At 62.9% G+C, this 25,102-nt stretch carries 30 protein-coding genes; 16 read left to right on the top strand and 14 right to left on the bottom strand.

Annotated elements, in window-relative coordinates:
- Window positions 1–103 precede the first annotated feature (103 nt).
- From secY to AC4D2M_RS02350, 10 genes are all read left to right on the top strand, one after another.
- Entirely contained in the window at window positions 104–1,417 is a 1,314-nt protein-coding gene (gene secY / locus AC4D2M_RS02395) for a preprotein translocase subunit SecY (RefSeq protein ID WP_490889659.1), read from the top strand.
- Window positions 1,414–1,986 carry an adenylate kinase gene (locus AC4D2M_RS02390; RefSeq protein WP_490889657.1) on the top strand — a complete coding sequence of 191 codons (573 nt, stop codon included), beginning with the start codon at window positions 1,414–1,416 and terminating at the stop codon, window positions 1,984–1,986. Before secY ends, AC4D2M_RS02390 begins: the two co-directional genes overlap by 4 nt.
- A 2-nt stretch (window positions 1,987–1,988) precedes the next feature.
- Complete coding sequence (map, locus tag AC4D2M_RS02385) at window positions 1,989–2,816, top strand: type I methionyl aminopeptidase (protein WP_490889655.1); 828 nt, start codon at window positions 1,989–1,991, stop codon at window positions 2,814–2,816.
- A gap of 234 nt (window positions 2,817–3,050) precedes the next feature.
- Window positions 3,051–3,272, top strand: coding sequence for a translation initiation factor IF-1 (infA, locus tag AC4D2M_RS02380; RefSeq protein WP_019481515.1), 222 nt, complete (start codon window positions 3,051–3,053; stop codon window positions 3,270–3,272).
- 86 nt (window positions 3,273–3,358) lie between these two features.
- Window positions 3,359–3,472, top strand: a complete 114-nt coding sequence (gene rpmJ / locus AC4D2M_RS02375) for a 50S ribosomal protein L36 (protein ID WP_024475611.1) — start codon at window positions 3,359–3,361, stop codon at window positions 3,470–3,472.
- Window positions 3,473–3,636: 164 nt separating this feature from the next.
- Window positions 3,637–4,014 carry a 30S ribosomal protein S13 gene (rpsM, locus tag AC4D2M_RS02370; RefSeq protein WP_490889653.1) on the top strand — a complete coding sequence of 126 codons (378 nt, stop codon included), beginning with the start codon at window positions 3,637–3,639 and terminating at the stop codon, window positions 4,012–4,014.
- Between the two features lie 51 nt (window positions 4,015–4,065).
- Window positions 4,066–4,467, top strand: coding sequence for a 30S ribosomal protein S11 (gene rpsK / locus AC4D2M_RS02365; RefSeq protein ID WP_204531699.1), 402 nt, complete (start codon window positions 4,066–4,068; stop codon window positions 4,465–4,467).
- Window positions 4,468–4,620: 153 nt separating this feature from the next.
- Complete coding sequence (locus tag AC4D2M_RS02360) at window positions 4,621–5,631, top strand: DNA-directed RNA polymerase subunit alpha (RefSeq protein WP_026545639.1); 1,011 nt, start codon at window positions 4,621–4,623, stop codon at window positions 5,629–5,631.
- 65 nt (window positions 5,632–5,696) lie between these two features.
- Window positions 5,697–6,320: a 50S ribosomal protein L17 gene (rplQ, locus tag AC4D2M_RS02355; protein ID WP_490889650.1), complete on the top strand. Its 624-nt coding sequence runs from the start codon at window positions 5,697–5,699 to the stop codon at window positions 6,318–6,320.
- Window positions 6,321–6,345: 25 nt separating this feature from the next.
- A complete protein-coding gene (locus tag AC4D2M_RS02350; RefSeq protein ID WP_490889648.1) occupies window positions 6,346–7,272 on the top strand; it encodes a tRNA pseudouridine synthase A in 927 nt (308 codons plus the stop codon).
- Window positions 7,273–7,275: 3 nt separating this feature from the next.
- Here the strand turns inward: AC4D2M_RS02350 and AC4D2M_RS02345 are convergent, their stop codons facing one another.
- On the bottom strand, window positions 7,276–8,934 hold the full coding sequence (locus AC4D2M_RS02345; protein WP_490889647.1) for a sensor histidine kinase: 1,659 nt from the start codon (window positions 8,932–8,934) through the stop codon (window positions 7,276–7,278).
- A gap of 269 nt (window positions 8,935–9,203) precedes the next feature.
- Between AC4D2M_RS02345 and AC4D2M_RS02340 the strand changes: the two genes are divergently transcribed.
- On the top strand, window positions 9,204–9,983 hold the full coding sequence (locus tag AC4D2M_RS02340; RefSeq protein WP_490889646.1) for a response regulator transcription factor: 780 nt from the start codon (window positions 9,204–9,206) through the stop codon (window positions 9,981–9,983).
- Between the two features lie 3 nt (window positions 9,984–9,986).
- On the opposite strand, the gene AC4D2M_RS02335 is transcribed toward AC4D2M_RS02340, so the two are convergent.
- From AC4D2M_RS02335 to AC4D2M_RS02295, 9 genes are all read right to left on the bottom strand, one after another.
- A complete protein-coding gene (locus AC4D2M_RS02335) occupies window positions 9,987–10,445 on the bottom strand; it encodes an Hpt domain-containing protein (RefSeq protein WP_490889643.1) in 459 nt (152 codons plus the stop codon).
- A gap of 110 nt (window positions 10,446–10,555) precedes the next feature.
- Complete coding sequence (locus tag AC4D2M_RS02330; RefSeq protein WP_490889640.1) at window positions 10,556–11,440, bottom strand: type II secretion system F family protein; 885 nt, start codon at window positions 11,438–11,440, stop codon at window positions 10,556–10,558.
- 9 nt (window positions 11,441–11,449) lie between these two features.
- Entirely contained in the window at window positions 11,450–12,385 is a 936-nt protein-coding gene (locus tag AC4D2M_RS02325) for a type II secretion system F family protein (RefSeq protein WP_490889637.1), read from the bottom strand.
- A 4-nt stretch (window positions 12,386–12,389) separates the two neighbouring features.
- Window positions 12,390–13,868 carry a TadA family conjugal transfer-associated ATPase gene (locus AC4D2M_RS02320; protein ID WP_490889635.1) on the bottom strand — a complete coding sequence of 493 codons (1,479 nt, stop codon included), beginning with the start codon at window positions 13,866–13,868 and terminating at the stop codon, window positions 12,390–12,392.
- Entirely contained in the window at window positions 13,868–15,064 is a 1,197-nt protein-coding gene (locus tag AC4D2M_RS02315; RefSeq protein WP_490889634.1) for a CpaE/TadZ family protein, read from the bottom strand. Before AC4D2M_RS02315 ends, AC4D2M_RS02320 begins: the two co-directional genes overlap by 1 nt.
- Window positions 15,061–15,852, bottom strand: coding sequence for a Flp pilus assembly protein CpaB (gene cpaB, locus AC4D2M_RS02310; protein ID WP_490889632.1), 792 nt, complete (start codon window positions 15,850–15,852; stop codon window positions 15,061–15,063). The genes AC4D2M_RS02315 and cpaB overlap by 4 nt, the downstream gene beginning before the upstream one ends.
- Before the next feature lie 26 nt (window positions 15,853–15,878).
- Window positions 15,879–16,913 carry a pilus assembly protein TadG-related protein gene (locus AC4D2M_RS02305; RefSeq protein ID WP_490889631.1) on the bottom strand — a complete coding sequence of 345 codons (1,035 nt, stop codon included), beginning with the start codon at window positions 16,911–16,913 and terminating at the stop codon, window positions 15,879–15,881.
- Window positions 16,901–17,296, bottom strand: coding sequence for a TadE/TadG family type IV pilus assembly protein (locus tag AC4D2M_RS02300; protein WP_490889630.1), 396 nt, complete (start codon window positions 17,294–17,296; stop codon window positions 16,901–16,903). Before AC4D2M_RS02300 ends, AC4D2M_RS02305 begins: the two co-directional genes overlap by 13 nt.
- A gap of 91 nt (window positions 17,297–17,387) precedes the next feature.
- Window positions 17,388–17,648 carry a Flp family type IVb pilin gene (locus AC4D2M_RS02295; RefSeq protein WP_490889629.1) on the bottom strand — a complete coding sequence of 87 codons (261 nt, stop codon included), beginning with the start codon at window positions 17,646–17,648 and terminating at the stop codon, window positions 17,388–17,390.
- A gap of 19 nt (window positions 17,649–17,667) precedes the next feature.
- Between AC4D2M_RS02295 and AC4D2M_RS02290 the strand changes: the two genes are divergently transcribed.
- From AC4D2M_RS02290 to glmM, 4 genes are all read left to right on the top strand, one after another.
- Complete coding sequence (locus AC4D2M_RS02290) at window positions 17,668–17,907, top strand: hypothetical protein (protein WP_490889627.1); 240 nt, start codon at window positions 17,668–17,670, stop codon at window positions 17,905–17,907.
- A gap of 304 nt (window positions 17,908–18,211) precedes the next feature.
- Window positions 18,212–18,655 carry a 50S ribosomal protein L13 gene (gene rplM / locus AC4D2M_RS02285; protein ID WP_490889626.1) on the top strand — a complete coding sequence of 148 codons (444 nt, stop codon included), beginning with the start codon at window positions 18,212–18,214 and terminating at the stop codon, window positions 18,653–18,655.
- A gap of 39 nt (window positions 18,656–18,694) precedes the next feature.
- A complete protein-coding gene (gene rpsI / locus AC4D2M_RS02280) occupies window positions 18,695–19,195 on the top strand; it encodes a 30S ribosomal protein S9 (RefSeq protein WP_490889624.1) in 501 nt (166 codons plus the stop codon).
- Between the two features lie 111 nt (window positions 19,196–19,306).
- Window positions 19,307–20,659 carry a phosphoglucosamine mutase gene (gene glmM / locus AC4D2M_RS02275; RefSeq protein ID WP_490889622.1) on the top strand — a complete coding sequence of 451 codons (1,353 nt, stop codon included), beginning with the start codon at window positions 19,307–19,309 and terminating at the stop codon, window positions 20,657–20,659.
- Window positions 20,660–20,726: 67 nt separating this feature from the next.
- Here the strand turns inward: glmM and mscL are convergent, their stop codons facing one another.
- The 4 genes from mscL to coaA are packed head-to-tail and all read right to left on the bottom strand — an operon-like array spanning window position 20,727 to window position 23,054.
- Entirely contained in the window at window positions 20,727–21,119 is a 393-nt protein-coding gene (gene mscL / locus AC4D2M_RS02270) for a large conductance mechanosensitive channel protein MscL (protein WP_490889621.1), read from the bottom strand.
- Window positions 21,120–21,150: 31 nt separating this feature from the next.
- Window positions 21,151–21,729, bottom strand: a complete 579-nt coding sequence (locus AC4D2M_RS02265; protein ID WP_490889620.1) for a M15 family metallopeptidase — start codon at window positions 21,727–21,729, stop codon at window positions 21,151–21,153.
- A 31-nt stretch (window positions 21,730–21,760) separates the two neighbouring features.
- Window positions 21,761–22,042, bottom strand: a complete 282-nt coding sequence (locus AC4D2M_RS02260; protein WP_490889618.1) for a hypothetical protein — start codon at window positions 22,040–22,042, stop codon at window positions 21,761–21,763.
- A 31-nt stretch (window positions 22,043–22,073) separates the two neighbouring features.
- A complete protein-coding gene (gene coaA / locus AC4D2M_RS02255; RefSeq protein ID WP_490889616.1) occupies window positions 22,074–23,054 on the bottom strand; it encodes a type I pantothenate kinase in 981 nt (326 codons plus the stop codon).
- Window positions 23,055–23,176: 122 nt separating this feature from the next.
- Between coaA and glmS the strand changes: the two genes are divergently transcribed.
- Window positions 23,177–25,099, top strand: coding sequence for a glutamine--fructose-6-phosphate transaminase (isomerizing) (gene glmS, locus AC4D2M_RS02250; protein ID WP_490889615.1), 1,923 nt, complete (start codon window positions 23,177–23,179; stop codon window positions 25,097–25,099).
- Window positions 25,100–25,102 lie beyond the last annotated feature (3 nt).

Genomic DNA, 25,102 nt, shown 5'->3' with positions numbered 1-25,102 from the left:
GCTCTATCAACACCCCGGGTTCTCGAGTGCCCTATTCCAGCCGTTAGACTCGGTTGGTGTGTATTGCCCGCGAAGGGCCACCAAGACTTATTCAGGAGGACGCTTGCTTAGCGCTATTGGCCGGGCTTTCCGGACGCCAGACTTGCGGCGCAAGCTGTTGTTCACGCTGGGAATCATCACCATTTTCCGTTTGGGTGCGTTTATCCCGGCGCCCGGTGTTGACTACGGCAACGTGCAACAGTGTTTGCAGCTCGGCAACACAGAGGGCGGCCTCTACCAGTTCGTCAACCTCTTCAGCGGCGGTGCACTGCTGCAGGTGTCCGTCTTCGCGTTGGGGATCATGCCGTACATCACGGCGAGCATCATCACCCAGCTGCTCCGCGTGGTCATTCCGCGCTTCCAGGAACTCCATCAGGAGGGTGCCCAGGGTCAGGCGCAGCTGACGCAGTACACGCGGTATCTCACGATCGCCCTCGGTCTGCTGAATGCAACGACGCTGGTGTCGCTGGCGCGTTCGGGTGCCCTGCTGGGCAACTGTCCCGTTCCGATCATTCCGGATGACAGCCTCATCACGATCATCCTGCTCATAATCACTCTGACCGCCGGTACCGGGCTGATCATGTGGATGGGCGAGCTCATCACTGAGCGCGGCGTCGGCAACGGCATGTCGCTCCTGATCTTCACCGCTATCGCTGCGGGGTTCCCCACTTCGTTGGGCGAGATCCTGCGCACGCAGGGCTGGAATGTGTTCCTCGGCGTCCTGGTGATCGGCGTGTTCGTGGTGATGCTCGTGATCTTCGTGGAGCAGTCGCAGCGCCGCGTTCCGGTGCAGTATGCCAAGCGCATGATCGGGCGCCGCACCCTGGGCGGAAGCAGCACCTACATCCCGATCAAGGTCAACATGGCCGGCGTCATCCCCGTGATCTTCGCGTCGTCGATGCTGTACCTGCCGTCGCTGATCGCGCAGTTCAACACTCCCACTGACGGTCAGACACCGCCTCCGGAATGGGTCAACTGGATCACCACCTACCTCACCACCGGTGACCACCCGCTCTATATGGCGATGTACTTCGGGATGATCGTGTTCTTCACGTACTTCTACGTGGCGATCACCTTCAACCCGGAGGAAGTGTCGGAGAACATGAAGAAGTACGGCGGATTCATTCCGGGCATCCGCGCTGGTCGGCCCACGGCGGAGTACCTCCAGTACGTCCTCTCCCGCATCACCCTGCCTGGTGCTATCTACCTCGGCATCGTTGCGCTCATTCCATTGATTGCGCTCGTTGCCATCAACGCGAACCAGAACTTCCCGTTCGGCGGAACCTCCATCCTCATCATGGTCGGCGTGGGCCTCGAAACGGTGAAGCAGATTGACGCGCAGCTGCAGCAGCGCCACTACGAAGGGTTATTGCGATGACACGGATGCTCATCATTGGACCTCCCGGTTCGGGCAAGGGTACGCAGGCAGCTCGGATCTCCGAGCGCCTCGGTGTGGTGGCAATTTCCACCGGCGATATCTTCCGCGCGAACGTCAAGAACGAGACTTCGCTGGGTGTTGAAGCCAAGAAGTACATGGACGCCGGCGACTTCGTCCCGGACAGCGTGACCAATAGCATGGTCCGCGCACGCCTTACCGAGGATGACGTCAAGGACGGCTTCCTGCTCGACGGCTACCCGCGCACGGCTGCGCAGGTCGAAGAGCTGGATGACATCCTCGAGCAGAATGACCTGACGCTCGACGTCGTGCTCCAGCTCACTGCCGACGATGAGGAGTTGGTTCGCCGGCTCCTTGGCCGCGCAGAACTCGACGGCCGCTCGGATGACAACGAGGCTGTCATCCGGCACCGCCTCGACCTGTACCACGAGCAGACTGAAGCCGTTGTCTCCCAGTACGAGGAACGCGGGATCGTCACCCGAGTCGACGGGATCGGCGCGATTGATGAAGTGACCGAGCGGGTCATGTCGGCACTGAAAGTAACCCAGTAGTCGTGATGTTTCGCCAGCAGCGGGTTGAGTACAAGTCAGCAGACCAGATCCGGACCATGCGTGAAGCGGGCCTGGTGCTCTCCAACGCCCTTGATCAGGCGGTGGCTGCTGCCCGCGTGGGTGTGTCAACCCGCGAGCTCGATGCGGTGTTCGCCGGCGTTCTCAAGGACGCCGGCGCCACGTCCAATTTCCTCGGCTATCACGGCTTCCCGGCCAGCATCTGCACTTCCGTGAACCACGAGGTCGTGCACGGAATCCCCGGCGACTACGTCCTGCAGGACGGTGACATCATCTCCATTGACGGTGGCGCCATCATCCGCGGTTGGCACTCGGACTCAGCCCGCACCGTTACAGTCGGTACGCCGCGCCCGGAAGATGTCCGGCTGTCCCAGATCACTGAGGAAGCCATGTGGCGGGGGATTGCAGCCCTGGCCACAGGGAAGTACGTCGGAGACATCGGCTCCGCCATTGATGACTACGTGTCCGCAGTCGAGGGCCCGGCCCTTGGCATCCTGCAGGACTATGTCGGCCACGGCATCGGAACGCAGATGCACCAGTCACCCGATGTCCTGAACTACCGCAGCAGCCACCGTGGCCCCAAGATCAAGTCAGGTCTCTGCCTGGCGATCGAACCCATGCTGGTGCAGGGCCGCCTCGAAACCTCGGTCCTCGACGACGACTGGACGGTTGTCACGGTTGACGGCAAGCGCGCCTGCCAGTGGGAACACACCGTGGCAGTGCATGACGGCGGCATCTGGGTTCTCACCGCCGCTGACGGTGGTGCGGCCCGGCTGGAAGAGCTGGGCGTCGTCGTCGCGCCTCTCGACTGAGCACCCCTTCGCGACTGCAATTGTGCCGGCCCGGCCGGATTTAACTTTCGGCAGGCCGTAGCGTAGAGTTGTCTGTTGGTTGTCGCTACTTTTGCGCCCTTTTGCGCCCATCCTCCGAAACGGCTTGCTCCGTTACGTGCGGAACGGGATCTGCGATCTCGGGCGGGGAGTCAGACAATCAAAACCCCAAGACCGTCCGCCCCGCAAGTGGCGGCACAGAAGTTAGCGGAGGATATGGCCAAGAAAGACGGTGTCATTGAGATTGAAGGCACTGTGAACGAGGCTCTGCCCAACGCGATGTTCCGCGTTGAGTTGGCCAACGGACACATTGTTCTAGCCCACATCTCGGGAAAGATGCGTCAGCACTACATTCGAATCCTCCCTGAGGACCGGGTGGTAGTGGAGCTTAGCCCTTACGACCTCACCAGGGGTCGTATCGTCTACCGCTACAAGTAGACGGTTCTGAGTATTTAGTTCCGAGCCTCCCGGCCCACCGGTCGCGGAGGCAAAACAGCACAACTGCACGAACGCAAAGGAAAACCATGAAGGTCCAGCCGAGCGTGAAGCGGATTTGCGACAAGTGCCAGGTGGTTCGCCGCAAGGGCAACGTACTCGTAATCTGCGAAAACCCGCGCCACAAGCAGCGCCAGGGCTGAATCCTCTTTCGAGGGTCACCCACGCGTAGTAACACCACAATAAAAAAGCAGTGCAGGGCACACCTGAGCAGGTCTACCCACACCCCCGGCACGGAGGCCGGGGACCGGAATAATCCGGGCCGCACTGTTTCAGACCTCCGGTCATCAAAAGGAGAACCGCCACTATGGCACGTCTCGCTGGCGTAGACATTCCCCGCGAAAAGCGGGTAATCATCGCGCTCACCTACATCTACGGCGTGGGCAAGACCCGAGCAGATCAGACAATCGCAGAAACCGGGATCAACCCGGACACGCGCGTCAAGGATCTGACAGACGCTGAGCTCGTCCAGCTTCGCGACTACATTGAAGGCAACTACAAGGTTGAGGGTGACCTCCGCCGTGAGGTGGCTGCAGACATCCGCCGCAAGGTTGAGATCGGCAGCTACGAGGGTATCCGGCACCGCCGTGGCCTTCCCGTGCGTGGACAGCGCACCAAGACCAACGCGCGTACCCGCAAGGGCCCCAAGCGCACCGTCGCAGGCAAGAAGAAGGCCGGACGCTGATTTAGCGGTCCGCCTTAACACCCTCTTTCCAAAACCTTCGTAGGAGAAGTAATGCCCCCCAAGACTCGTGGAGCGGTCCGCAAGCCGCGTCGCAAGGACAAGAAGAATATCGCCTTCGGTCAGGCGCATATCAAGAGCACGTTCAACAACACCATCGTCTCGATCACGGACCCCAACGGAGCTGTTATCTCCTGGGCCTCCGCAGGCGAGGTCGGATTCAAGGGCTCACGCAAGTCCACCCCTTACGCCGCACAGACCGCTGCCGAGGCCGCTGCCAAGCGTGCCCAGGAGCACGGCGTCCGCAAGGTGGATGTTTTCGTGAAGGGTCCCGGATCCGGTCGCGAGACCGCGATCCGTTCGCTGCAGGCTGCCGGCCTTGAGGTCGGTTCCATCCAGGACGTTACCCCCAGCGCCCACAACGGTTGCCGCCCTCCGAAGCGCCGCCGCGTCTAGTAGCTCCTTGGCTCCAGGTGCGCCCGTGCTTCATTTGAAGTGCGGGCGGCCTGGGGCTGACTGTCGTTTAGCTACTGAGTCCAGCTCTCTAGCTTTCCCTTTCCACCATTTGTGTTGCGTCATATAGCGGATGCTCCCTGAAAGGAAATGTAAGTGCTCATTGCACAGCGCCCCACCCTGACTGAAGAAGTAGTCGCTGACAACCGGTCGCGGTTCGTCATCGAACCGCTGGAGCCCGGTTTCGGCTACACCCTCGGCAACTCGCTTCGTCGCACGCTGCTGTCCTCGATCCCCGGAGCAGCTGTCACAAGCATCCGGATTGACGGCGTCCTGCACGAATTCACCACGGTTCCCGGTGTGAAGGAAGACGTCACCGAGATCATCCTGAACATCAAGAACCTCGCGGTGTCCTCCGAGCATGACGAGCCTGTGGTTGCCTACCTGCGCAAGCAGGGCCCCGGCGTAGTCACCGCAGCTGACATTGCACCGCCGGCCGGTGTGGAGTTCCACAACCCGGACCTGCACATCGCAACCCTCAACTCGAAGGGCAAGTTCGAGCTCGAACTGACCATCGAGCGTGGCCGCGGTTACGTGTCCGCATCGCAGAACAAGTCCGGTGATTCCGAGATCGGCCGTATTCCGGTTGACTCCATTTACTCGCCGGTCCTGAAGGTGACCTTCCGTGTGGAAGCCACCCGTGTTGAGCAGCGCACCGACTTCGACCGCCTGATCGTCGATGTCGAGACGAAGGACGCCATCGCTCCGCGCGACGCCGTTGCCTCGGCCGGCACCACGCTGGTTGAACTGTTCGGTCTCGCCCGCGAGCTGAACACCGCCGCTGAAGGCATTGAGATCGGCCCGTCGCCCAGCGACGCCGCACTCGCCGCTGACATGGCCCTCCCGATCGAGGATCTCGAACTCACCGTTCGTTCCTACAACTGCCTCAAGCGTGAGGGCATCCACACCGTGGGTGAACTGGTTGCACGCTCGGAGGCTGACCTCATGGACATCCGTAACTTCGGTGCGAAGTCCATTGATGAGGTCAAGGCAAAGCTGGTCGAGCTTGGTCTGTCCCTGAAGGATTCCCCTCCAGGGTTCGACCTTGCAGCCCGCGCCGCTGCGATTGAAGAGGACGACGCCGCTTACGGCGACGACGAACTCTAAACGTTTAGAAACCTGGCGCCGCTTAGGATGCGGCCTCGGGCACATTCATGAGGAGATAAAACATCATGCCCACACCCACAAAGGGCCCACGCCTCGGTGGCGGTCCGGCGCACGAGCGCCTGATGCTCGCCAACCTGGCCGCCTCGCTGTTCGAGCACAAGCGCATCACCACCACGGTGACCAAGGCAAAGCGGCTTCGCCCCTACGCCGAGCGCCTGATCACCTTCGCCAAGCAGGGTGACCTGGCCTCGCGCCGTCGTGTCCTGGCTGTCATCAGCAACAAGGGCGTCGTCCACGAGCTGTTCACGGACATCGCACCGGCCGTGGCCAACCGTAACGGTGGCTACACCCGCATCACCAAGATCGGCAACCGCAAGGGCGACAACGCCCCCATGGCTGTCATCGAGCTGGTGCTTGAGGCTGTTTCGGCGAAGCAGGCCGTAGTCGGCGAAGCCGAGCAGGCTGCAGGCAACGCTGCTGCCCGCGACGCTGCAGCTGCTGCGCCGGTCGCGTCCGCTGAGTCTGCAGATTCGGCTGAGTCCGCTGAATCGGCTGAGTCCGCTCCCTCTGCAGCTTCGGCTGACGAGGTTGCTGCTGAGGAAACCACGGTAAGCGCCTCTGAGGGCGACGCCGAGGAGACCGTAGTCGTCGAAGAAGGCTCCGTGCCGGAAGAAGACGAGAAGAGGTAGTTCTTCTACGCCCTTCCTGAATCACATGAACGAACAAATGCCCGTCATCCCTTCCGTGGATGGCGGGCATTTGCGTGTCCGCATCGATCTTGCGTACGACGGCGGCCCCTTCTCCGGCTGGGCGCTACAGCCCGGTTTGCCTACCGTGCAGGGCACAGTGGAGTCGGGCCTTGAACTTCTCTTCCGGCGGCACGTCCGACTCACAGTCGCCGGCCGTACCGACGCCGGTGTGCACGCCCGCGGTCAGGTGACCCACATTGACCTTGAACCGGGGGAGTGGTTCGCCCTGAGCCGTGGCCGGGAGATCGACCCCGCCCTGGCGCTGAAGCGGCGACTGCAGGCCACTGTGAACCGTTACCTGCCGCCCAGCGCCGCTGCGCGCACCGTATACGCCGCCAACCCGGCGTCACCCGTCGTCGTCCGTGCCGTGAGCCTTGCCCCGGTGGGTTTCGACGCACGTTTCTCGGCGCTGTGGCGCCGGTACAGCTACCGGATCGCCGACCGCTCCGAACTGCAGGATCCGCTGAACCGCACCACGGTGCTCTGGCACTCGGAGGAGCTGGACGAGCGCCTTCTCAATGCGGCTGCAGCCTCGGTGCTCGGCCTTCAGGATTTCCGCGCTTTCTGCAAGCCTCGGGTGGGCGCCACGACGGTCCGCGAGCTGCAACGGTTCGAGTTCGAGCGCGAGGTTGATGGAGTACTCCGCGCCACCATCCAGGCTGATGCTTTCTGCCACAACATGGTGCGCGCACTGATCGGTTCGGCACTCCGTGTGGGCAGCGGCGAGGAAGCGCCGGAGTGGCTGGGTGAGCGTCTGCGCTCCCGCCGCAAGGACTCACGGTCCGTTCTTGCACCGGCGCACCCGCTGGTCCTCGAGGAAGTGCGCTACCCGGACGACGCCGCTGAACTGGCACTGCGCGCGGAACTCACCCGCGCCAAGCGGGATGTCTGAGAGCTAGTTCTGCTCCGACCGGTGCAGCGGGAGCTTCACCGTGAATGTTGTTCCTGCACCAGGCTCGCTGGTGCAGCAGATGGTTCCGCCGTGGCTGTCGACAATCGCCTTCGTGATCGCAAGGCCCAGCCCTACGCCGGGTATGGACGATTCCCGGGCAGCGGCGGTCCGGAAGAACTTCCCGAAAACCTGTGTCGTTTCGTGCGGCGACATCCCGATGCCGGTGTCATGTACCTCGAGCAACGCTGCGTCGCTCTCCTGCCGCGCGCGAACGGTGACGGTGCCGCCGTCGGGCGAGTATTTGATGGCGTTGGAGATGAGATTGTCCAGCACCTGACGGATGCGCAGCGGGTCGGAGGTGGTCCAGAGGATGTCCGGGACATCCGCCTTCAGAGTGACGCCGGTGTTCGCCGCCTGGGGCCACGCAGATTCAATGCTGTGCTCGACCAGCCCGCTGAGGTCCGTGGGGCGCAGGTGGACACTCGCCGCGCCGGACGCTGATGCCAGCAGGTTGGACACCAGCGCATAAAGCCGTTCCGCGTTGCGCCGGGCGACGCAGAGCTGGTGGTTAATGTTCTCCGGCAGGGCGTGGTCGTCGTCGAGCACCAGATCCAGGTGGCCGATGATCGAAGTCAGCGGAGTCCACAGTTCATGGGACACATTGGACACGAAGTCCTCTTTGGCGGTCAGTGCCTCCACCATATCCGTCACGTCGTTGGAGACAATCACGGAGCCGGCGAACCTGCCCTCGCTGTCCCTCATGGCCGTTGCCGCGGTGGAAATCGCGCGCTGGGACTCTTTCGGTCCCAGACACACCAGGTAGTTGGCGAACGTCTCCCCGGCTGCGGCCCGCTGCACCGGGTAGCGCCGGGGATGGACGGGAGTGGATTTGTCGGCCGAGTAGAGGTGGTTGGAGGCGTCGTCGTCGTTCTTGTCGCCCGCCTGGACGAGGAGGTCATAGGACCGCTGCTGGCGGTTGGTGAGGGTGCGGTTGCCGTTGGCGTCGAGGGCCACCAGGCCGACGTCGATCGTGTCGAGGATGGCTTCGAGGAGTAAAGCGCGCTCGGTGTTTTCGCCCTGGAGCCGGTGTACTTCCGCGTTGGAGGCTGCGAGCTTGCGCTGGCTGTGCACGGAGTTGAGGCTGGCGAAGCGCAGCGAAACGGAGACTGCCGCCATCGCCAGGCCAAGCAGGACGGCGGTGCCTAGCTGGTTGGGCGGCGCCAATCCCATCAACGGGGGAACCGCGAGAATTAGGAACGGTCCAACGAAGCTGGCCAGGAGACTCAGCGACGGCTTCAGTTCGGACGCGGACAGCCAGATCACCGGGAAGATGGCCAGGAGACTCAGCCCCGGCAGTACGTCCGCCGAGCCGTTGCGGGTCAGCGCAATGGCTGCGAAGTCCAGGAGCGGGATGGCCACATAGGAACCCTCACGGAGTCTTTCCCAGGGGGTGAGGAAGGCCGCCGCGAGGAGTGCAGCGTGGAAGACGAGTCCTCCGAGAAACAACGGATTCATCAGCAGCGTCGGCGCCACAATCGCAGCGATGACCGCAATGACGGCGACCAGCATGGCCAAAGGCACTTCACACAGCCCGACCCGCGCGCGGAAGGGCAGGTTCGAGTATGCCCGCTTGGCCGCCAGGAACATCACGCGTTCACTCATGATGCCGCCGGGTATGGGCGCGCACGAAGATACGGAGATGCCTCTGAGACCACGACATAACTTCCATTATGTCGTCACTCGGCGTTGCCGTCCCACCTCAACTCCTAACCGGTTCACAAAGTTCCCTATTTCTGGCTGCTTGGATCAGAACCAAAGAAGCTCCCGTATGCTGTGAGGGCACGCTGCGGCGGTTCACTGTGCGTCGCGGTGTTTCGTCCTTTTGTGGTGAACTGTGAAATTACAGTTCAGTCGGGGCCAGGAGGAAAATAGTGGGTGACCCAGGTGTGGCGGTAGTGGTCGAGGATGATCTCGACGTCCGCAACCTCGTAAGCACTGTTCTTACGCAATCAGGTTTCGTTGTCCATGCCGAAGCCGACGGTCGCAGTGGGGTGGAAGCGGTCAAGGAACATAATCCCACGCTGGTCACCCTTGACGTCGGCCTTCCGGACATCGACGGCTTTGAGGTACTGCGCCGGATCCGTGGTCTCAGCGACTGCTACGTGATCATGCTGACCGCGCATAATGAGGAGATCGACACACTTACTGCGCTGCAGTCCGGAGCCGATGACTTTGTCACCAAGCCTTTCCGTCCCCGGGAGCTCCGTGCCCGCGTAGCGGCGATGCTGCGGCGGCCGCGCGGCGGCCTTGCCAGTGAGCAACCGACGACGACGGCGGCCGCTCCCGCTGAGGAACCCGACGCGCCGGTGCGTCCGGGCTCCGTGCTGCGGCACAACGGCCTGGAGCTGGACAAGGACACCCGGACGGTGACGGTTCGCGGCGAGGAGCTGGTACTGACCCGGAGCGAGTTCGACCTTCTGCACGAACTCCTGCGGAGCTCAGGCGCAGTTCGTACCAAGGGGGACCTGGTGCGTGTTGTCCGAGGCCAGTACTACCGGACTGACACCTATATCAGTGAAGCCGATGAGCGGGCCATCGAGGTCCACATCGGCAACCTGCGCAGGAAGCTGGGGGAGGACTCCAGGAGTCCCCGCTGGCTTATGACCGTGCGCGGTGTGGGCTACCGGCTGGTGCCCCGACGTCCGGACTGACCGCTACCCGTCCTTCTTGAGGTGCTGCACGGTCAGTTCACGCATCGTGCGCAGTCCGCACCGGTGAACCTGCGGGAATGCCGCCTCGGCTTCTTCGAGCTTGCCCTCGCGAAGCAGTCCTTCCAGCGCAGTGGTCAGCGCGACGAGCAGGGTGGCACCCACCATGGTGGATGTGATTTTCAGGCTCAGGACGGCGTCCAGTGAAGCAGCCTGGTTGCGCCGTGCAATCGCCGACGAAAGCCGCAGGTCACGTTCATCCCACACGGCCACATAGTCGCGTACGAATGCCCGTGCAGCGGCCGGGCTGTCGAGTTGGTCCTCGAGATCGTGGAGGACGTCGAAATCCACCAGAGGTATCCTGTCTGTACGGTCGCTGCCGCCGAGGACACTCCGGGATTCAGCGCTGACGGCGTGCAGGGTTGCTGCATCGTCGTCGTTCGCGCTGGGGTTGGAGAGAGCCATGGGGCTAACGCTACTTTCTGAATTTGTGAGATAGGCGGTAATTGTTCGTTGCTTAGGAAACACTGCGGAATTCTTCGGCTTGTGTACTAGCCACGCTAGACCGGTCGAATTCACGACCCACTGAACGTCGCGATGGCGTTGATCACAGCTGGCCCGAGGATGATGATGAACAGCACCGGAAAGATGAAGAAGAGCAGTGGGAACAGCACCGTGACCGGCAGTTTCATGGCCTTTTCTTCGGCCCGCTGACGCCGCTTCACGCGCATCACCTTCGCCTGGGTGCGGAGGACTCCGCTCAGTGCGATGCCGTACGCGTCAGCCTGGACGATCGCTTTGACGAAGCTGCGCAGCTCCGGGATGCTCGTGCGGTCCGCGAGGGCCAGGTACGACTCGCGTCGGCTTCGGCCCACCTGCATGTCCTGAAGCGTCCGGACCAGTTCCTCGGCGAGCGGGCCCTTGCCGTTTTCGCCGGCACGCTGCATTGCGCTCTCGAACCCGAGACCCGCCTCCACGGAGATGAGCATCTGGTCCAGCGTGTTCGCGAGTTCCAGCTGCATGGCCTTCTGACGCTCCTGGCCCTTGCTGTAGAGCAGGAGGTCCGGGATGAAGTACCCGAACACGGTGAGGAAGATGGCCAGCATGGTGATCATCGGCTTCTGCGCGGCACTGGCCATCAGATAGCCGAGGCCCGCGCCAACCAGGCAGAGTGCCGGCTTGGCGCCGAGCACCCGCCCGAGCGGCAGGGACGCCGGCCGCCCGGCCAGGGCGAGGAGCTTGTCCAGCTTCTCCACGTACGACGACGGCGTCAGCTTGTACCCGAAGCGCGCCAGAGCGCCGGAACTGCGAGCTTTGGCTTCGTCCGAGACTGGGAGCCCACGGTTCAGGTTCGCCTGGATGTTCTTGTAACTCATGTTGCCCGGGGCCAGCAGAACCCACCCGAGGTAGCCCAGGGGTGCGGCGACGAGCAGCAGGGATGTCAGTAGTACTGGATTCACGCCGGCCTCCTAGAACTTCAGATCAATGATCTTGCGGAGCCACAGACAGCCGATGGTCATCATGACTACAGAAGCGCCGATCATGACCCAGCCGAGCGGGTTCTCGAACAGCGGGTTGACGTAGCCGGGGCTGACGACCATGAGCATGGCTCCGATGGCGAAGGGGAGGGCCACGAGGATGTAGGCCGAGAACTTGCCTTCGGCCGCAAGTGCCCGGATCTGTCCTTTGATCTCGCTGCGCTCGCGGATGGTGGCGCCTACCTGATCCAGGACCTCTGCGAGGTCTCCACCCACCTCACGGTTGATCTGGATGGCCTGCGCAATCCAGGCGAAGTCCTCGCTCTCCATTCGGCGGGACGTGTCCGTCAGGGACACGAGCAAATCCTTACCCAGGCTGGTCTCCGTGACCACACGCCGCATCTCATCGGACGTCGGAGCGTCGGCTTCAATGGCAGCAGCATCGATGGCCCGCAGGATACTGTGACCGGCCCTCAGGCCGCCGGTGAGGAGTTGCAGGGTGTCCCCGAGTTGGTTATCAAATTTGGCGCGGCGCCGGCTGATCCTGAAGACCAACGCGAGGTGCGCTACGACGGGGGCCAGGATGAGAAAGAAGATGCCGAGCAGTGGTCCGCCCACCAACAAGCCCAACGCCAGACCTGCAATCCCGCCCGCGATGACGAGGATGAACATGTCTGCCTGCGTAAGCCGCACCCCGGCGGTTTCCAGCAGTTCGGGCCTATATAGCCGCTGCGGATGATTCTTGAGGAACCGCTCCATACCGTGCACGGCTGATCCTGCAAATTTGGTGAGCTTCGAGTCTGACTCCTCGACCGGTGGACGACGGCGGTCCAGCGGTACGGCGGATTGGGCTGGACGTGTGGCGAAGAAGAGCAGGCCGAGCGCTACGACACATAGTGCTGTCCCGTACAGGAACATCAGCGTCATCGGGTTACCTCCTGCCGCTGAGCGCAGCGCCGAAGACGGCAGGCGAAACCGTGATGCCCATGTCCTCGAACCGCTCCATGAAGCGCGGACGGATACCCGTGGGCACAGGTTTGCCGAGGAAACGGCCGGAGGAGTCCACGCCGGCTGAGTAGTCGAAGACGAAAGCGTCCTGGAGAGTGACGACGTCGCCCTCCATGCCCTGCACCTCGGTGACGTGGGTGATGCGTCGCGTGCCGTCGCGAAGACGGGAAATTTGGATGACCAGATGAACGGCGGAAGCAATCTGTTCGCGGATGGCTCGAAGTGGTAGATCCATGCCGGCCATCAGGACGAGCGTCTCCAGTCGCGCGACGGCGTCACGCGGCGAGTTGGAGTGCACAGTGGACAGGGACCCGTCGTGGCCGGTGTTCATGGCCTGCAGCATGTCGAGCGATTCGCCGCCGCGGACCTCACCAATCACGATCCGGTCAGGGCGCATACGCAGTGAGTTCCGGACCAGGTCGCGGATGGTCACTGCGCCTTTGCCCTCGGTGTTGGGCGGCCGACTTTCGAGACGCACTACGTGCTGCTGCTGGATCTGCAGTTCCACCGCATCCTCGATAGTGACGATGCGGTCGCCGTGGGGCAGGAATGAGGACAACACGTTGAGCAGCGTGGTCTTACCGGTTCCTGTACCGCCGGAGACGATGATGTTCAGCTTTGCCTTGACACACGCGTCGAGCAGCTCTGCCATCTCGGGCGTGAGCGTGCCGAAATCGATGAGGTTCTGAACCGTCAGCGGCACCTTGCTGAACTTACGAATAGTCAGTGAGGATCCGTTGACCGCGAGCGGCGGGATGACGGCGTTGACACGGGAGCCGTCCTCGAGGCGGGCGTCGACGAAGGGGGAGGACTCATCGATGCGCCGGCCCACCTTGGACACAATGCGTTCGATGACGCGTCGCAGGTGTTCTTCAGACTTGAAGCTGGTATCGGCAAGCACCAACTGACCGCGACGCTCGACATAGATCTGGTCGGCGCGGTTCACCATGATTTCGGTGATGGCCTCGTCGTCGAGAAGCCGCTGGAGCGGACCAAAGCCGAGTACGTCGTCGGCGACGTCCTGTATGAGCCGGCGGCGCTCGTCCGGGCTCAGCGGCACCTGCTCGGCATCGATGACCTGGCTGAGCTCCTCCCGCGCGACTGCCCGCAGGTCCTCTTCCTTCAGAGTGGAGTCGCTGAAGCGCGCGCCCATGCGTTCGTAGAGGGCCTCCGCAGCACGCTGCTTCAGTCCGGCAAAGGCATCCACCCGTGCTGCTGCCGGTGCTTCCGGTGCGTTGGACGAGCGCCCGCCGATGACGACGGCGCCCTGGTAAGCGGGCGCGGCCGACTCCGGAGCGGCGGCAGTGTTGGCCTGCGGTGCTGCCGTTGCCGCATTGGGTGATGGAGTAGGCGTTGCGGGTGTTGAGGAATTGGCCTGGTTCAGGCGGTCCGACAGTTTCATCAGATCACTACCCGCCGGTGAGACTTACGCTGGCTGCTGGAACGCCACTCCGGGTTGAAGCGCTGTACCAGTGCGCGAAGGTTCTTGGTTGCGGGGTCACGCACTTCGCCCTGAAGTAGCGGCACACCTCGGTTGGTAGCAAGCGAAAGCCCACGGGACCGGGGGATCGAGACGTCGACCGGTGCTCCGAGCGTTGCCTCAATGTCTTGGACCGACAGGCCAGTCTTCGAGTCCGCGAAATTCAGCACCACGTGGCGGGTTTCCGGAAAGAGGTCCAGTTTCCCGAGAATGTCCAGGCCCGACCGCAGACCGCGGACACTCGGTACGTCCATGCCGGTGACCCAGACGGCGTCGGTGCACTGTTCAAGCGCCGCAAGGCTGTGCTCGGTGAGGCCTGGACCGGTATCGAGCACAACGTAGGGGAATTCGGAGCTGAGCTGCTTGATCAGCGTGCCGAGCTGGTCAGCGGAGATGCTGTCCGCTTCCGCCGGATTGCTCGGTGCACACAGCGCGTAGATGCCGGAAGGATGTGGAGTCAGAAATGCCTTAAGAACCATGGTGTCCTGGCTGGCTGAGCTGGACACGGCATCGCGGACCGAGTACTCGGGGCTGAGGTACAGGTTCGATGCAACGTCGCCGAACTGCAGATCGAGGTCAACGAGGACGACGCCCATGGGCGTCAGCTTCCCTAGGCCGACGGCGAGGTTGGTGGCGATGGTTGTCTTGCCGACTCCGCCCTTGGGGGAGAAGACGCCGATCACCAGGCCGCGTTCCTCCTTGGGGGCGGTTGTCTGAACATAATCAGCACGATGCCGGCTGGCGAACGCCTGGCACGCTCGCTCAAGGAAAAGACGAACGGTGGGGATGTCGGCGCCGGGCTCGATGACGTCGCGGATGCCCGCACGCATGGCAGCGAGGGGAAGCCCTGGGTCTTCAGGGGCTACAAGCACAATGCTGATAGTGGGAAAACGGACATCAACGATGGTCGCGAGACGCAGGGCCGCGTCTACGGCAATGCCGGGACCGAATACCAGGACCTGCGGCTGCTGGACCGCAAGCAGGTCCAGGAGGTCTTCAGGCTCAATCAGCAGTTCGGGATCGACGGGGAGGATATCGCCGGGCAAACCGCCCGCGGTAGCGAGATGGACCTTCTGCTCGAAGGAGTGATCGGCGGTGACGAGAATGAAGCGGCTCATCGGTACAGTTCCTCGTCATTGACAATGAATGGGGGAGCGTCGCCTTCGGCGGCAGTTGCCTTGCTGAGCCAGATTGATTCGAACTCGCTCGCGAAAACGAGTCGAGTAGCCTGATCCGGATTGAGGGCGATGGTGACCATCAGGGAACCGCTGGGGAGCGCCTCTGCTTCTGCTGCTGCTTTCTCTTCCTCAGTCATCTCCGCGCCTTCGGCGGCTGCGGGAGCGGGTGCGGGCTCCGGTGCCCGCTGCACCGACGATACGAGAACCCTCGGTACGACAAGTTGGGTCGATTCGCTGCCGCCTCCGCTTTCTTCGCCCTCTTCCTCTCCGCCGGCGCCCATCGACATGAAAACGCCTACGTAGTCACCGGGAGCAACCCGACCACCGGCGATGCGCTGCGGCTCTACGAGGATGGAGACCTCATGAAGGCCCTTGGGGACTTCAACCGATCCCGGGGTGATCAGGTTGCCGGGAGTCACCAGCCGCTCGGCGACCAGCTGTTCCCCGGGAACCAGATCGACGGCCGTGACCAGGCCTTGAGAACTGTCCAGGTCTTTCAGCGCGGTAGCGGCAACAGAGGTGCCGGGAAGCTGTGCAGTCGCCACGGAAGCCGCCAAATCTTCAACGGGCGTACCGGCCGGAACCCGAGCCTGGACAACCAGGACGTCGACCGGCTCAAGGCCCTGGACCGCCCGGGCTTCCGCGTTGTTTGCGTAGCTGAACACCATGAGTGCTCCAACGAGGGCGAGGACAACGGCTGATATGCCGGCGATGAGACGGGACTTCACGGGGGACTCCAGATACTAGGGGTGAATCAGCTGGTGAGTTTGACGACGGTGGCGCCGTAGGGGCTGACAGGGCCGAGTTCGGTGTAGTCGCTCGACAAGGCGGTGTACGTGACGAAACGGCCGATGATTCCCCTGCATGGATTGGAGCATGCATTTGCACCCGCCCACTCTGTCCTGTTGCGGAACGTCAGAGGGAGAGTGCTTGTGCCGGCGAATTTCCAGCCCCTGACCTCAAATGCAGCAAATGCATTCACGTCGTAGATCGTGCCTGACCCTGTTCCACTCACCGATTCGAATACGGGCAACAGCACGATGACCGGCTTGCCCGCATTTATGTCCGCCGCCCATCCGTTGAGCAAGTCATCACAGTTGCCTGGCGGGTCGTTACCAGTGTTGGTAGACGCCTCGTTGACGGCAAGGTCGATGTAGGCACCACAGCTTCCGGGATCCTGAACGAGCCAGCCAAAACCGCCAGGAGTGTCACCCCCTGAACTTGTGGCAGGACAATCGTCAGTGGTGCTGTCGCCGTGGCTTCTGATGAGCTGGACCGCACCGTCAATCAGTACAGTGGTGACCTGACACCTCGAGATGGTGAGAGGGAACGGGGACGTTCCTTTGCTGGGACTGCCCCAGATGACCGTCGACTTGGCCACAACAGATGACGCAGGAATCCCAAGGACCCCTGCGAAATAAAGGGATACCTGATTATCGGTACGTCCAGCTTCAAGCGGGTCGGCGGTGACCGTGACTTTCCGGGCAGTTAGATCCAGCGCGACGGACTGCACGTTGCTTAGACCGTCGAGTGAGTTCTTGTCCGCCAGGTCCTTCGCCAGCGATGACGTCGCTGAGCACTTCGGGTCTGCGGAGTTTTTGGCACAGGCCTGTGCAATTCCCAGCGCTCCGGCATCCGCACCGTTCTGAAGCTGGGCCTTCTCGGAGTAGAGGAGCCCGACATCGACGGCGAGTGCAGCGAAGCCGAGCAGGACCACCATCAGGACTGCCACGATAACCGCGGCGGCTCCACGTTCGCGTTCCCGTCCTGCCACCGCTACCCGCCGCACTGCATCACTCCTTTGCCGGTCATGGTGAATGGGCCGGCGATGCCGGTGAGCGTGTCGAGGGTATACGAGATGGTCATGGTGACCTGGCGGCCCGCTGCACAGGTCGCGGGGTTGGTTGCCGTGGGACCGGTGGTGAAGGTGAAGGTCGGGTTGGTGCTGGTGATCTTGAGGGTGGAGGCGGCATTGGTGGCCGCTGTCCTAGCGTCTGCCCGAACATTGGTGATCGCCATGACCCGAACGCCTTCACGGGCTGCATTGGTGAGGGTCACTTGGGCGTTGTAGGCCCGGCCGAATTCCATGATCCCGAGGAGCAGGAGAACGAGGACAGGGAGGAGAAGCCCCAATTCGACAGCGACGGCGCCACGTTCGTCTTTGTTTGGCATTTCATCTATCCCTCCTACGTCTCTCAGCCCAATGGTTGCTTGAGGGTGAAGCTAGAAACCTCTCACCCTCAAGCGACCTCAGGTTTTTCGCTTACGGGGCGCAGGAAGCGGCGGTTCCGGGAGTGGTGCCGGCGGGCGCGACGGCGGCAGTGAACGTACCTCCGTTGATTGAACACTGCACCTCAGTGAATTTGTCATTCAGACCGCTACCGAGGAACGTGACTGCAGCGATAATGACAACAGCGATGAGGGCAACCATGATGCCGTACTCGACGGCGGTGGCGCCGGTCTCGTCGCGGTTCATGCGGGACTTGAGGATGTTCTTTGCATCTGCGAAGAATGAAGAAAGCATTTGGGGTCTCCTGTACGAGATGAGCGGCTGGCCCAGCGCCAGCTCTGGCAAAAAACTAGCAGTGGAAATCCCCGAAAACTCCAAGATTGAACTAATCCTGCGCGAACGCTACTGGGGAACGCATTTCCTGCGCTTTTTCCTGCGTTTTTCCTGCGCTAGCATCAAGTCCTTCGATGTTTGGCTAGTGCACCACGTGGAAACTTCGATGTTTCCTCAAGCGACCGGCTCCTCTGGCTCGGTGCAGCCAACTTTCCGCTGAGTGGATTGTCGGTCATCGTACGCCGCCGGCATCCGGACGCACCGGACCCGTTTTGACCGGCAGGGCTACCGCACGCTAATCTTGGAAGTCGTTGTGCGTGTCCCATCTCGATGCGTCCATGTCCGCGTGCGGCTCAGTTGCAGAGCTACCTGGTCCGCGGATGTGGCCGAGAACCCAGGGATCACCGGTGCAGTTTCAGCCCTCACCTGAAGTTCCGGTAACGCATGCATCAGCTGCGCTGGCATCTGGAGGTCATACTCCCGATTTTCAGCGTCACCGTAGAACAGAAACGAAGGCAAAAACCGTGCGTACGTACACCCCGAAGCCCGGCGACATCAACCGCCAGTGGCACGTCATTGACGCCACCGACGTTGTCCTAGGCCGTCTTGCCAGCCAGACCGCAACACTGCTGCGCGGAAAGCACAAGCCGACCTTTGCCCCCCATATGGATATGGGCGACTTCGTCATTATCATCAACGCCGAGAAGGTTGCCCTCACCGGCGCCAAGCTCGAACAGAAGCGTGCCTACCGCCACTCCGGTTTCCCGGGTGGCCTGAAGTCCGTCACCTATGCAGAGCTGCTGGAGAAGAACCCGGTCCGCGCTGTGGAGAAGGCAATCAAGGGCATGCTCCCCAAGAACTCGCTCGCTGCGCAGCAGCTGGGCAAGCTGAAGGTGTACCGCGGTGCCGAGCACCCGCACGCCGCCCAGCAGCCCAAGACTTTCGAGATCACCCAGGTCGCCCAGTAGTCCTGGCCACCACAGACTAAGAATCACTCAAGGAGAACCGTGGCTCAGAACACTGAAGAGCTGAATGAACCAGCCGAGGAGCTCACCAGCTACACCTCGGAATCCGCGCCCGCCTCGGACGCCGCCCCCGTCAAGGAGCGCCCCGCGCTGACTGTCGGCGGCGCTGCTGTAGGTCGTCGCAAGGAAGCCGTTGCACGCGTCCGCGTCACGCCCGGAACCGGCAAGTGGATTGTCAACGGTCGCGAACTGGCTGACTACTTCCCGAACAAGCTGCACCAGCAGGAAGTCAACGATCCGTTCAAGCTCCTCGAGCTCGACGGCGCGTACGACGTCATTGCCCGCATCCACGGCGGTGGCCCTTCCGGCCAGGCCGGTGCGCTGCGTCTCGGTGTTGCCCGCGCGCTCAACGAGATTGACCGCGACAACAACCGCCCCGCCCTCAAGAAGGCAGGCTTCCTGACCCGTGACGCTCGCGTCATCGAGCGTAAGAAGGCCGGTCTCAAGAAGGCACGCAAGGCGCCTCAGTACTCCAAGCGCTAAACCCGCTCACCCGTTACGCCCGCTCGGCAGTTGCCGGGCGGGCGTAACGCTTTAACGGCGTTCTTCTTCGCTTCCCGGGTGCGGAACATTTCTCCCTTAGGATGAACCACGATGACTAGATTATTTGGAACCGATGGTGTCCGCGGACAGGCGAACGGCCTCCTTACCGCAGAACTCGCATTGCAGTTAGCCCAGGCCGCGGCGGTGGTACTCGGGCACCAACAATCCGACGGCAGACGCCCCACAGCCGTCATAGCCCGGGACCCGCGCATCAGCGGCGACTTCATCGCCGCAGCGGTCGAAGCGGGCCTGGCCAGTGCCGGCGTCGACGTCTATGACGCCGGCGTCCTCCCCACCCCGGCGGCGGCGTTCCTGGTAGCCGACCTGGACGCGGACTTCGGCGTCATGATCTCGGCCTCCCACAATCCGGCGCCTGATAACGGCATCAAGTTCCTCGCCCGGGGCGGCAAGAAGCTCGACGACGCCCTTGAAGACGCAATCGAAGGCCAACTGAACGCACCACGCCTTCGGCCTGTTGGTCCGAACGTGGGTCGCATCCAGCGTTTCGCGGATGCCGAGGACCGCTACGTGGTCCACCTCCTGCAGTCACTCCCGCACCGCCTCGACGGTCTGAAGGTCGTGCTCGACTGCGCCAACGGCGCCGCCAGCGGCTGCTCACCGCAGGTTTTCTCCGACGCAGGTGCCGAGATCGTTGTCATCGGTGCGGACCCGGACGGCAACAACATCAATGAAGGATGCGGTTCCACCCATCTGGAGATGCTCCAAGCGGCGGTCCTGGAACACGGTGCCCACCTGGGAATAGCGCACGACGGCGACGCCGACCGCTGCCTCGCGGTCGACCACGAAGGCACGGTCGTGGACGGCGACCAGATCATGGCCATCATGGCCGTGGCACTCAACTCGGCCGGCCGCCTGAAGGACAACACGCTTGTAGCCACGGTCATGAGCAACCTCGGACTCAAACTGGCCCTCCGTGATGCAGGAATCAGCCTGCGGGAGACCGCCGTCGGCGACCGCTACGTGCTTGAAGGTATGCGCGATGGAGGCTTCAACCTCGGTGGCGAACAGTCAGGCCACGTCATCTTCGCCGACTACGCAACCACCGGGGACGGCGTGCTCACCGGCCTCCAGCTTGCAGCGCAGGTTGCCCTGACCGGCCGCAGCCTGAAGGAACTGTCAACGATCATGACCAAGCTTCCCCAGGTGCTGATCAACGTCAAGGGCGTCGACAAGTCGAGCGTCAACAGCGACGACGCAGTGCAGCGTGCCGTCCGCGAAGCCCAGGAATCGCTCGGTGAAACAGGCCGCGTGTTGCTGCGCCCCTCGGGCACGGAACCCGTTGTCCGGGTGATGGTGGAGGCAGCCGACATGGTTACCGCTGAACGTGTTGCGGAGACACTGGCCGGGATTGTGCAGAACCAGTTGGCGCTCGAGCCAGCCTGAGCTAACCCTCACTTCACTTAAAAGATTGAGGGGCGGAGACATTCTCCGCCCCTCAGTCTTTTGCGTATCAGGTGCGCTGACGAAGACTGTCGCGGATCTCGGTCAGGAGCGCTACCTGCGGGTCGACTGCCTCGACGTCTTCCTTCAGGTCCAGATCGCGGTCCCGTCGCCTGAACAGCTTGTTCATCGGCATGACGATGAGAAAGTAGACGGCGGCAGCGATCAGCAGGAAATTCACGAGGGCGGTCAGGAAGACCCCGAACAGGATTTCGTTGCCGTTGATGGTCACCTTCGCGAAATCGTCGAAGTTCGGGGAGCCGACCAGCGCCGAAATCAGAGGCATGAGGACGCTCTCCACGAGCGCCGTCACGACCGACCCGAATGCGGCACCGATAACCACGGCAACAGCCAGGTCAATGACGTTGCCCTTCATGATGAATTCCTTGAAACCGTTGATCATGGAGTTCAGGCTACGCAGAAGTGGTCAGGGTTCAGTAACTGGGCGCGGCCGAAAGGCCGAAGTACTGCTCAAGCGTGGCCACGCCCTCGTCCCGCATGGCCTGGGCTAGATCGACGCCGACGTACCGGTAGTGCCAAGGCTCGCCGGAGAAACCGGTGATGTCCTGCGCCCCGACCGGGTATCTCAGGATGAACCCGAAGGTGTGCGCATTGGCCGCCATCCACTGGCCGGCGGCTGTGTCCGCAAAGCAGGAGGCGAGGGTGCAGGCGCCGTCGGACTGTCCCACGTCGAACGCAAGCCCTGTCTGGTGCTCCGAGAAACCGGCACGGGCCGAAATCCGGTCCGCAGCTGCGGTGTCGCCGCCCTTCTGCGCCACCCAGTGTTGGTAGGTGGACACCTGGTCCTGGTAGGAGCGGTACCCACTGACCAGAGTGAGGTTGACGCCGTCGTTCGCTGCTGCCGCGAAGAGTGCTTCCACGGCCGCGGCGGTATTGCTGCGCAGCAGTGCGTTCGGCTCCTGCACCGCGAGCGGCACGGCGGGCAGTACAAGACCTGAGGGTGCGTAATCCATGGGGTTGAGCGGCCGGCGCTTGTTGACGACGACGGTCACCGACGACGGATCGCTGAGTCCGGCACCGCCCTCAGGCGGTGACGCTGTGGATGCCGGCGACGAAGTAGACGCCGGCGAGGTTGGGGGCGCGGCGCTCGGCGTCGGTGAAGCCGAGGCGGAGGCGGTGACGGCGGTCGAAGCCGGACTGGGTGCGCGCTGGGCCGGCGCGGGAATCGTCCCGGGTGTGAGCGTAGCGGTCGGTCCCGGCGACACAGCGGGTCGAGGTGTGTCCGCTGGGGTTGGGCTTCCAACGGTCGGTGCGGGCGTACCGCAGGCTGACAGCGCGACGACGAGCACCGCCGTCGTCATCCATGCGGATGAGATGCGGTCCAGTCGGGGCGTCGTCAGGTTTTTCGTAGCAGCATTCTCCGGATCGAGTGGTCGGCTTCCTTGGTGAGTACCAGGGTGGCGCGGCCACGGGTGGGGAGAACATTGGCCATGAGGTTCGGTTCGTTGATGCGGCGCCAGATTCCGAGCGCTGTTTCGCGGGCCTCCCCGTCGGTCAGTGAGGCGTAACGGTGGAAGTAGGACTCCGGGTTCGCGAAGGCGCCGCTGCGCAGCGACTGGAACCGTTGGACGTACCACTCCTCTATATATGAGGTCTTGGCGTCAACGTAGATGGAGAAATCAAAGAAATCACTCAGCGCCAGTCCGGCCCGGCCATCGGATCTGGTGCGTGCAGGCGCAAGAACGTTGAGCCCTTCGACGATCAGCACGTCCGGGCGGCGGACCACGATCTCCCGTCCGGGCACAATGTTGTACGTCAGATGGGAGTACCAGGGAGCGCGGACTTCCTCCGCGCCGCTCTTGACCTCGCTGACGAAGCGCAGGAGCCGACGCCGGTCATAGGACTCCGGGAAGCCCTTCCGCTGCATCAAACCCCGCCGCTCGAGTTCCTCGTTGGGATAGAGGAACCCATCCGTGGTGACCAACTCGACGTTCGGCGTGCCCGGCCAGCGCCGGAGGAGCTCGCGCAACACGCGAGCAGTGGTGGATTTGCCGACTGCCACGGAGCCGGCGACACCGATCACGAAGGGTGTGCGGGTGGTGGTTTCACCGAGGAAGGTGTTGGTGGCCGCGTGCAGTTCGCCGGCGGCCGCCACATACAGGGAGAGCAGCCGGGACAGGGGGAGGTAGACCTCGCGCACTTCGTCAAGGTTGAGTGCGTCTCCCAGCCCACGCAGCCGCTGGATGTCCTCGACGTTGAGCGGCGACTCGATCTCATTGGACAGGCGTGCCCACGTTTGACGTTCGAGTTCGACGTACGGTGTGACGCCAGCGTCCACCGTAGCCGTAGGCCCGAGACCGTGCGATTGCTCACTCACCCTAGGAATTCTGCCCCTTGACCTGCACATTAACAAACGGGTGGGCAGCCCGGCGGTGACCGGCGGCTCGCCTGGGCGTCGGGCGACAAGGGAACGCATGCGCGGCAGGTAGGCTTAAGCCCATGTGTGGAATCGTAGGATACGTAGGCCGGAACAACGGCGCATCACTGAACAGTGCGGTAATCGATGACGTCGATTCAAACGGCAGCCACGGCGCCCTTGACGTTGTCATGGAAGGCCTGCGCCGGCTCGAATACCGCGGCTATGATTCCGCGGGCGTCGCGGTCCTGACCGATTCGGGCATCCAGTCGCGCAAGAAGTCCGGCAAGCTCACCAACCTGGTCGCCGAGCTCGAGGCCGCACCTCTCCCGGAGTCACTCACCGGCATTGGCCACACCCGTTGGGCTACCCACGGCGGACCGACCGACCAGAACGCGCATCCCCACCTCGCTGACAACGGTCGCCTTGCCCTCATCCACAACGGCATCATCGAGAACTTCGCTGAACTGAAGGCCGAACTTCTCGACTCCGGCGCCACCTTCCTCTCTGACACCGACACCGAGGTTGCAGCGGTGCTGCTGGGCAGCATCTACCGCCGCCTCGCTGAATCCGGAACCGAGGACACACTCACGAAGGCTATGCAGGAGGCTTGCCAGCGCCTCGAGGGCGCTTTCACGCTGCTGGCCATCCACCAGGACGCTCCCGACGTCGTTGTTGCCGCCCGCCGCAACTCACCTCTGGTTGTGGGTCTTGGCGAGGGCGAGAACTTCCTCGGCTCCGACGTCTCGGGCTTCATTGACTTCACCCGCCGCGCCGTGGAGCTGGGCCAGGACCAGGTGGTCACCATTACCCCCGAAAACGTTGAGATTACCGATTTCTTCGGTGCTCCCGCCGAGGGCAAGGAATTCCACGTCGACTGGGACGCCGCCGCAGCAGAAAAGGGCGGCTATGACTCCTTCATGGAGAAGGAAATCAACGACCAGCCCGACGCCGTTGGCCAGACCCTGCTGGGCCGCACCGATGCGAAGGGCAACCTGGTACTCGACGAACTCCGTATCGATGAGTCCATCCTGCGCTCGGTCGACAAGATCGTTGTCCTTGCCTGCGGCACCTCCGCCTACGCCGGGCAGGTCGCGAAGTACGCGATCGAGCACTGGTGCCGCATCCCCACCGAGGTGGAGCTCTCCCACGAGTTCCGTTACCGCGACCCGATCGTGAACGAGAAAACCCTCGTGGTTGCCATCTCGCAGTCCGGTGAAACCATGGACACGCTCATGGCCGTCCGGTACGCCCGGGAACAGGGCGCCAAGGTGGTCGCCATCTGTAACACCAACGGGTCCACCATTCCGCGCGAGTCCGACGCCGTGCTCTATACGCACGCCGGTCCCGAGATTGCGGTCGCATCGACCAAGGCCTTCCTGGCACAGATCACCGCTGCCTACCTGCTCGGCCTCTACCTAGCCCAGCTGCGCGGCAACAAGTTCCGCGACGAGATCAACCGCGTCATGGGCGACCTCAGTGAAATGCCCGCGAAAATCCAGCAGGTCCTGGATAACGCAGACGCCGTCAAGAAGCTTGGCCGGGGCATGGCGGACGCCAAGTCCGTGCTGTTCCTGGGCCGCCACGTCGGATTCCCGGTGGCAATGGAGGGCGCACTCAAGCTCAAGGAACTCGCGTACATCCACGCGGAAGGCTTCGCTGCCGGTGAGCTGAAGCATGGTCCCATTGCTCTGATCGAAGAGGGCCAGCCGGTCGTCGTCGTCCTGCCGTCCCCGCGCGGCCGCGACTCACTGCACTCCAAGGTGGTCTCCAACATCCAGGAGATCCGTGCCCGCGGCGCAATTACAATCGTGATCGCCGAGGAGGGTGACGACTCGGTCGCAGCGTTCTCCGAACACGTCATCCACGTGCCTCAGACCACCACCCTGCTGGCGCCGCTGCTCACCACGGTTCCGCTGCAGATTTTTGCGCTGGAACTGGCCTCAGCCAAGGGCTACGACGTCGACCAGCCGCGCAACCTGGCCAAGTCCGTCACGGTCGAGTAGGCC

The sequence above is a fragment of the Arthrobacter sp. TJ-270 genome, assembly GCF_058269075.1.
The sequence above is the reverse complement of the archived record's forward strand: the minus strand, read 5'-3'. Positions and strand labels throughout refer to the sequence as shown.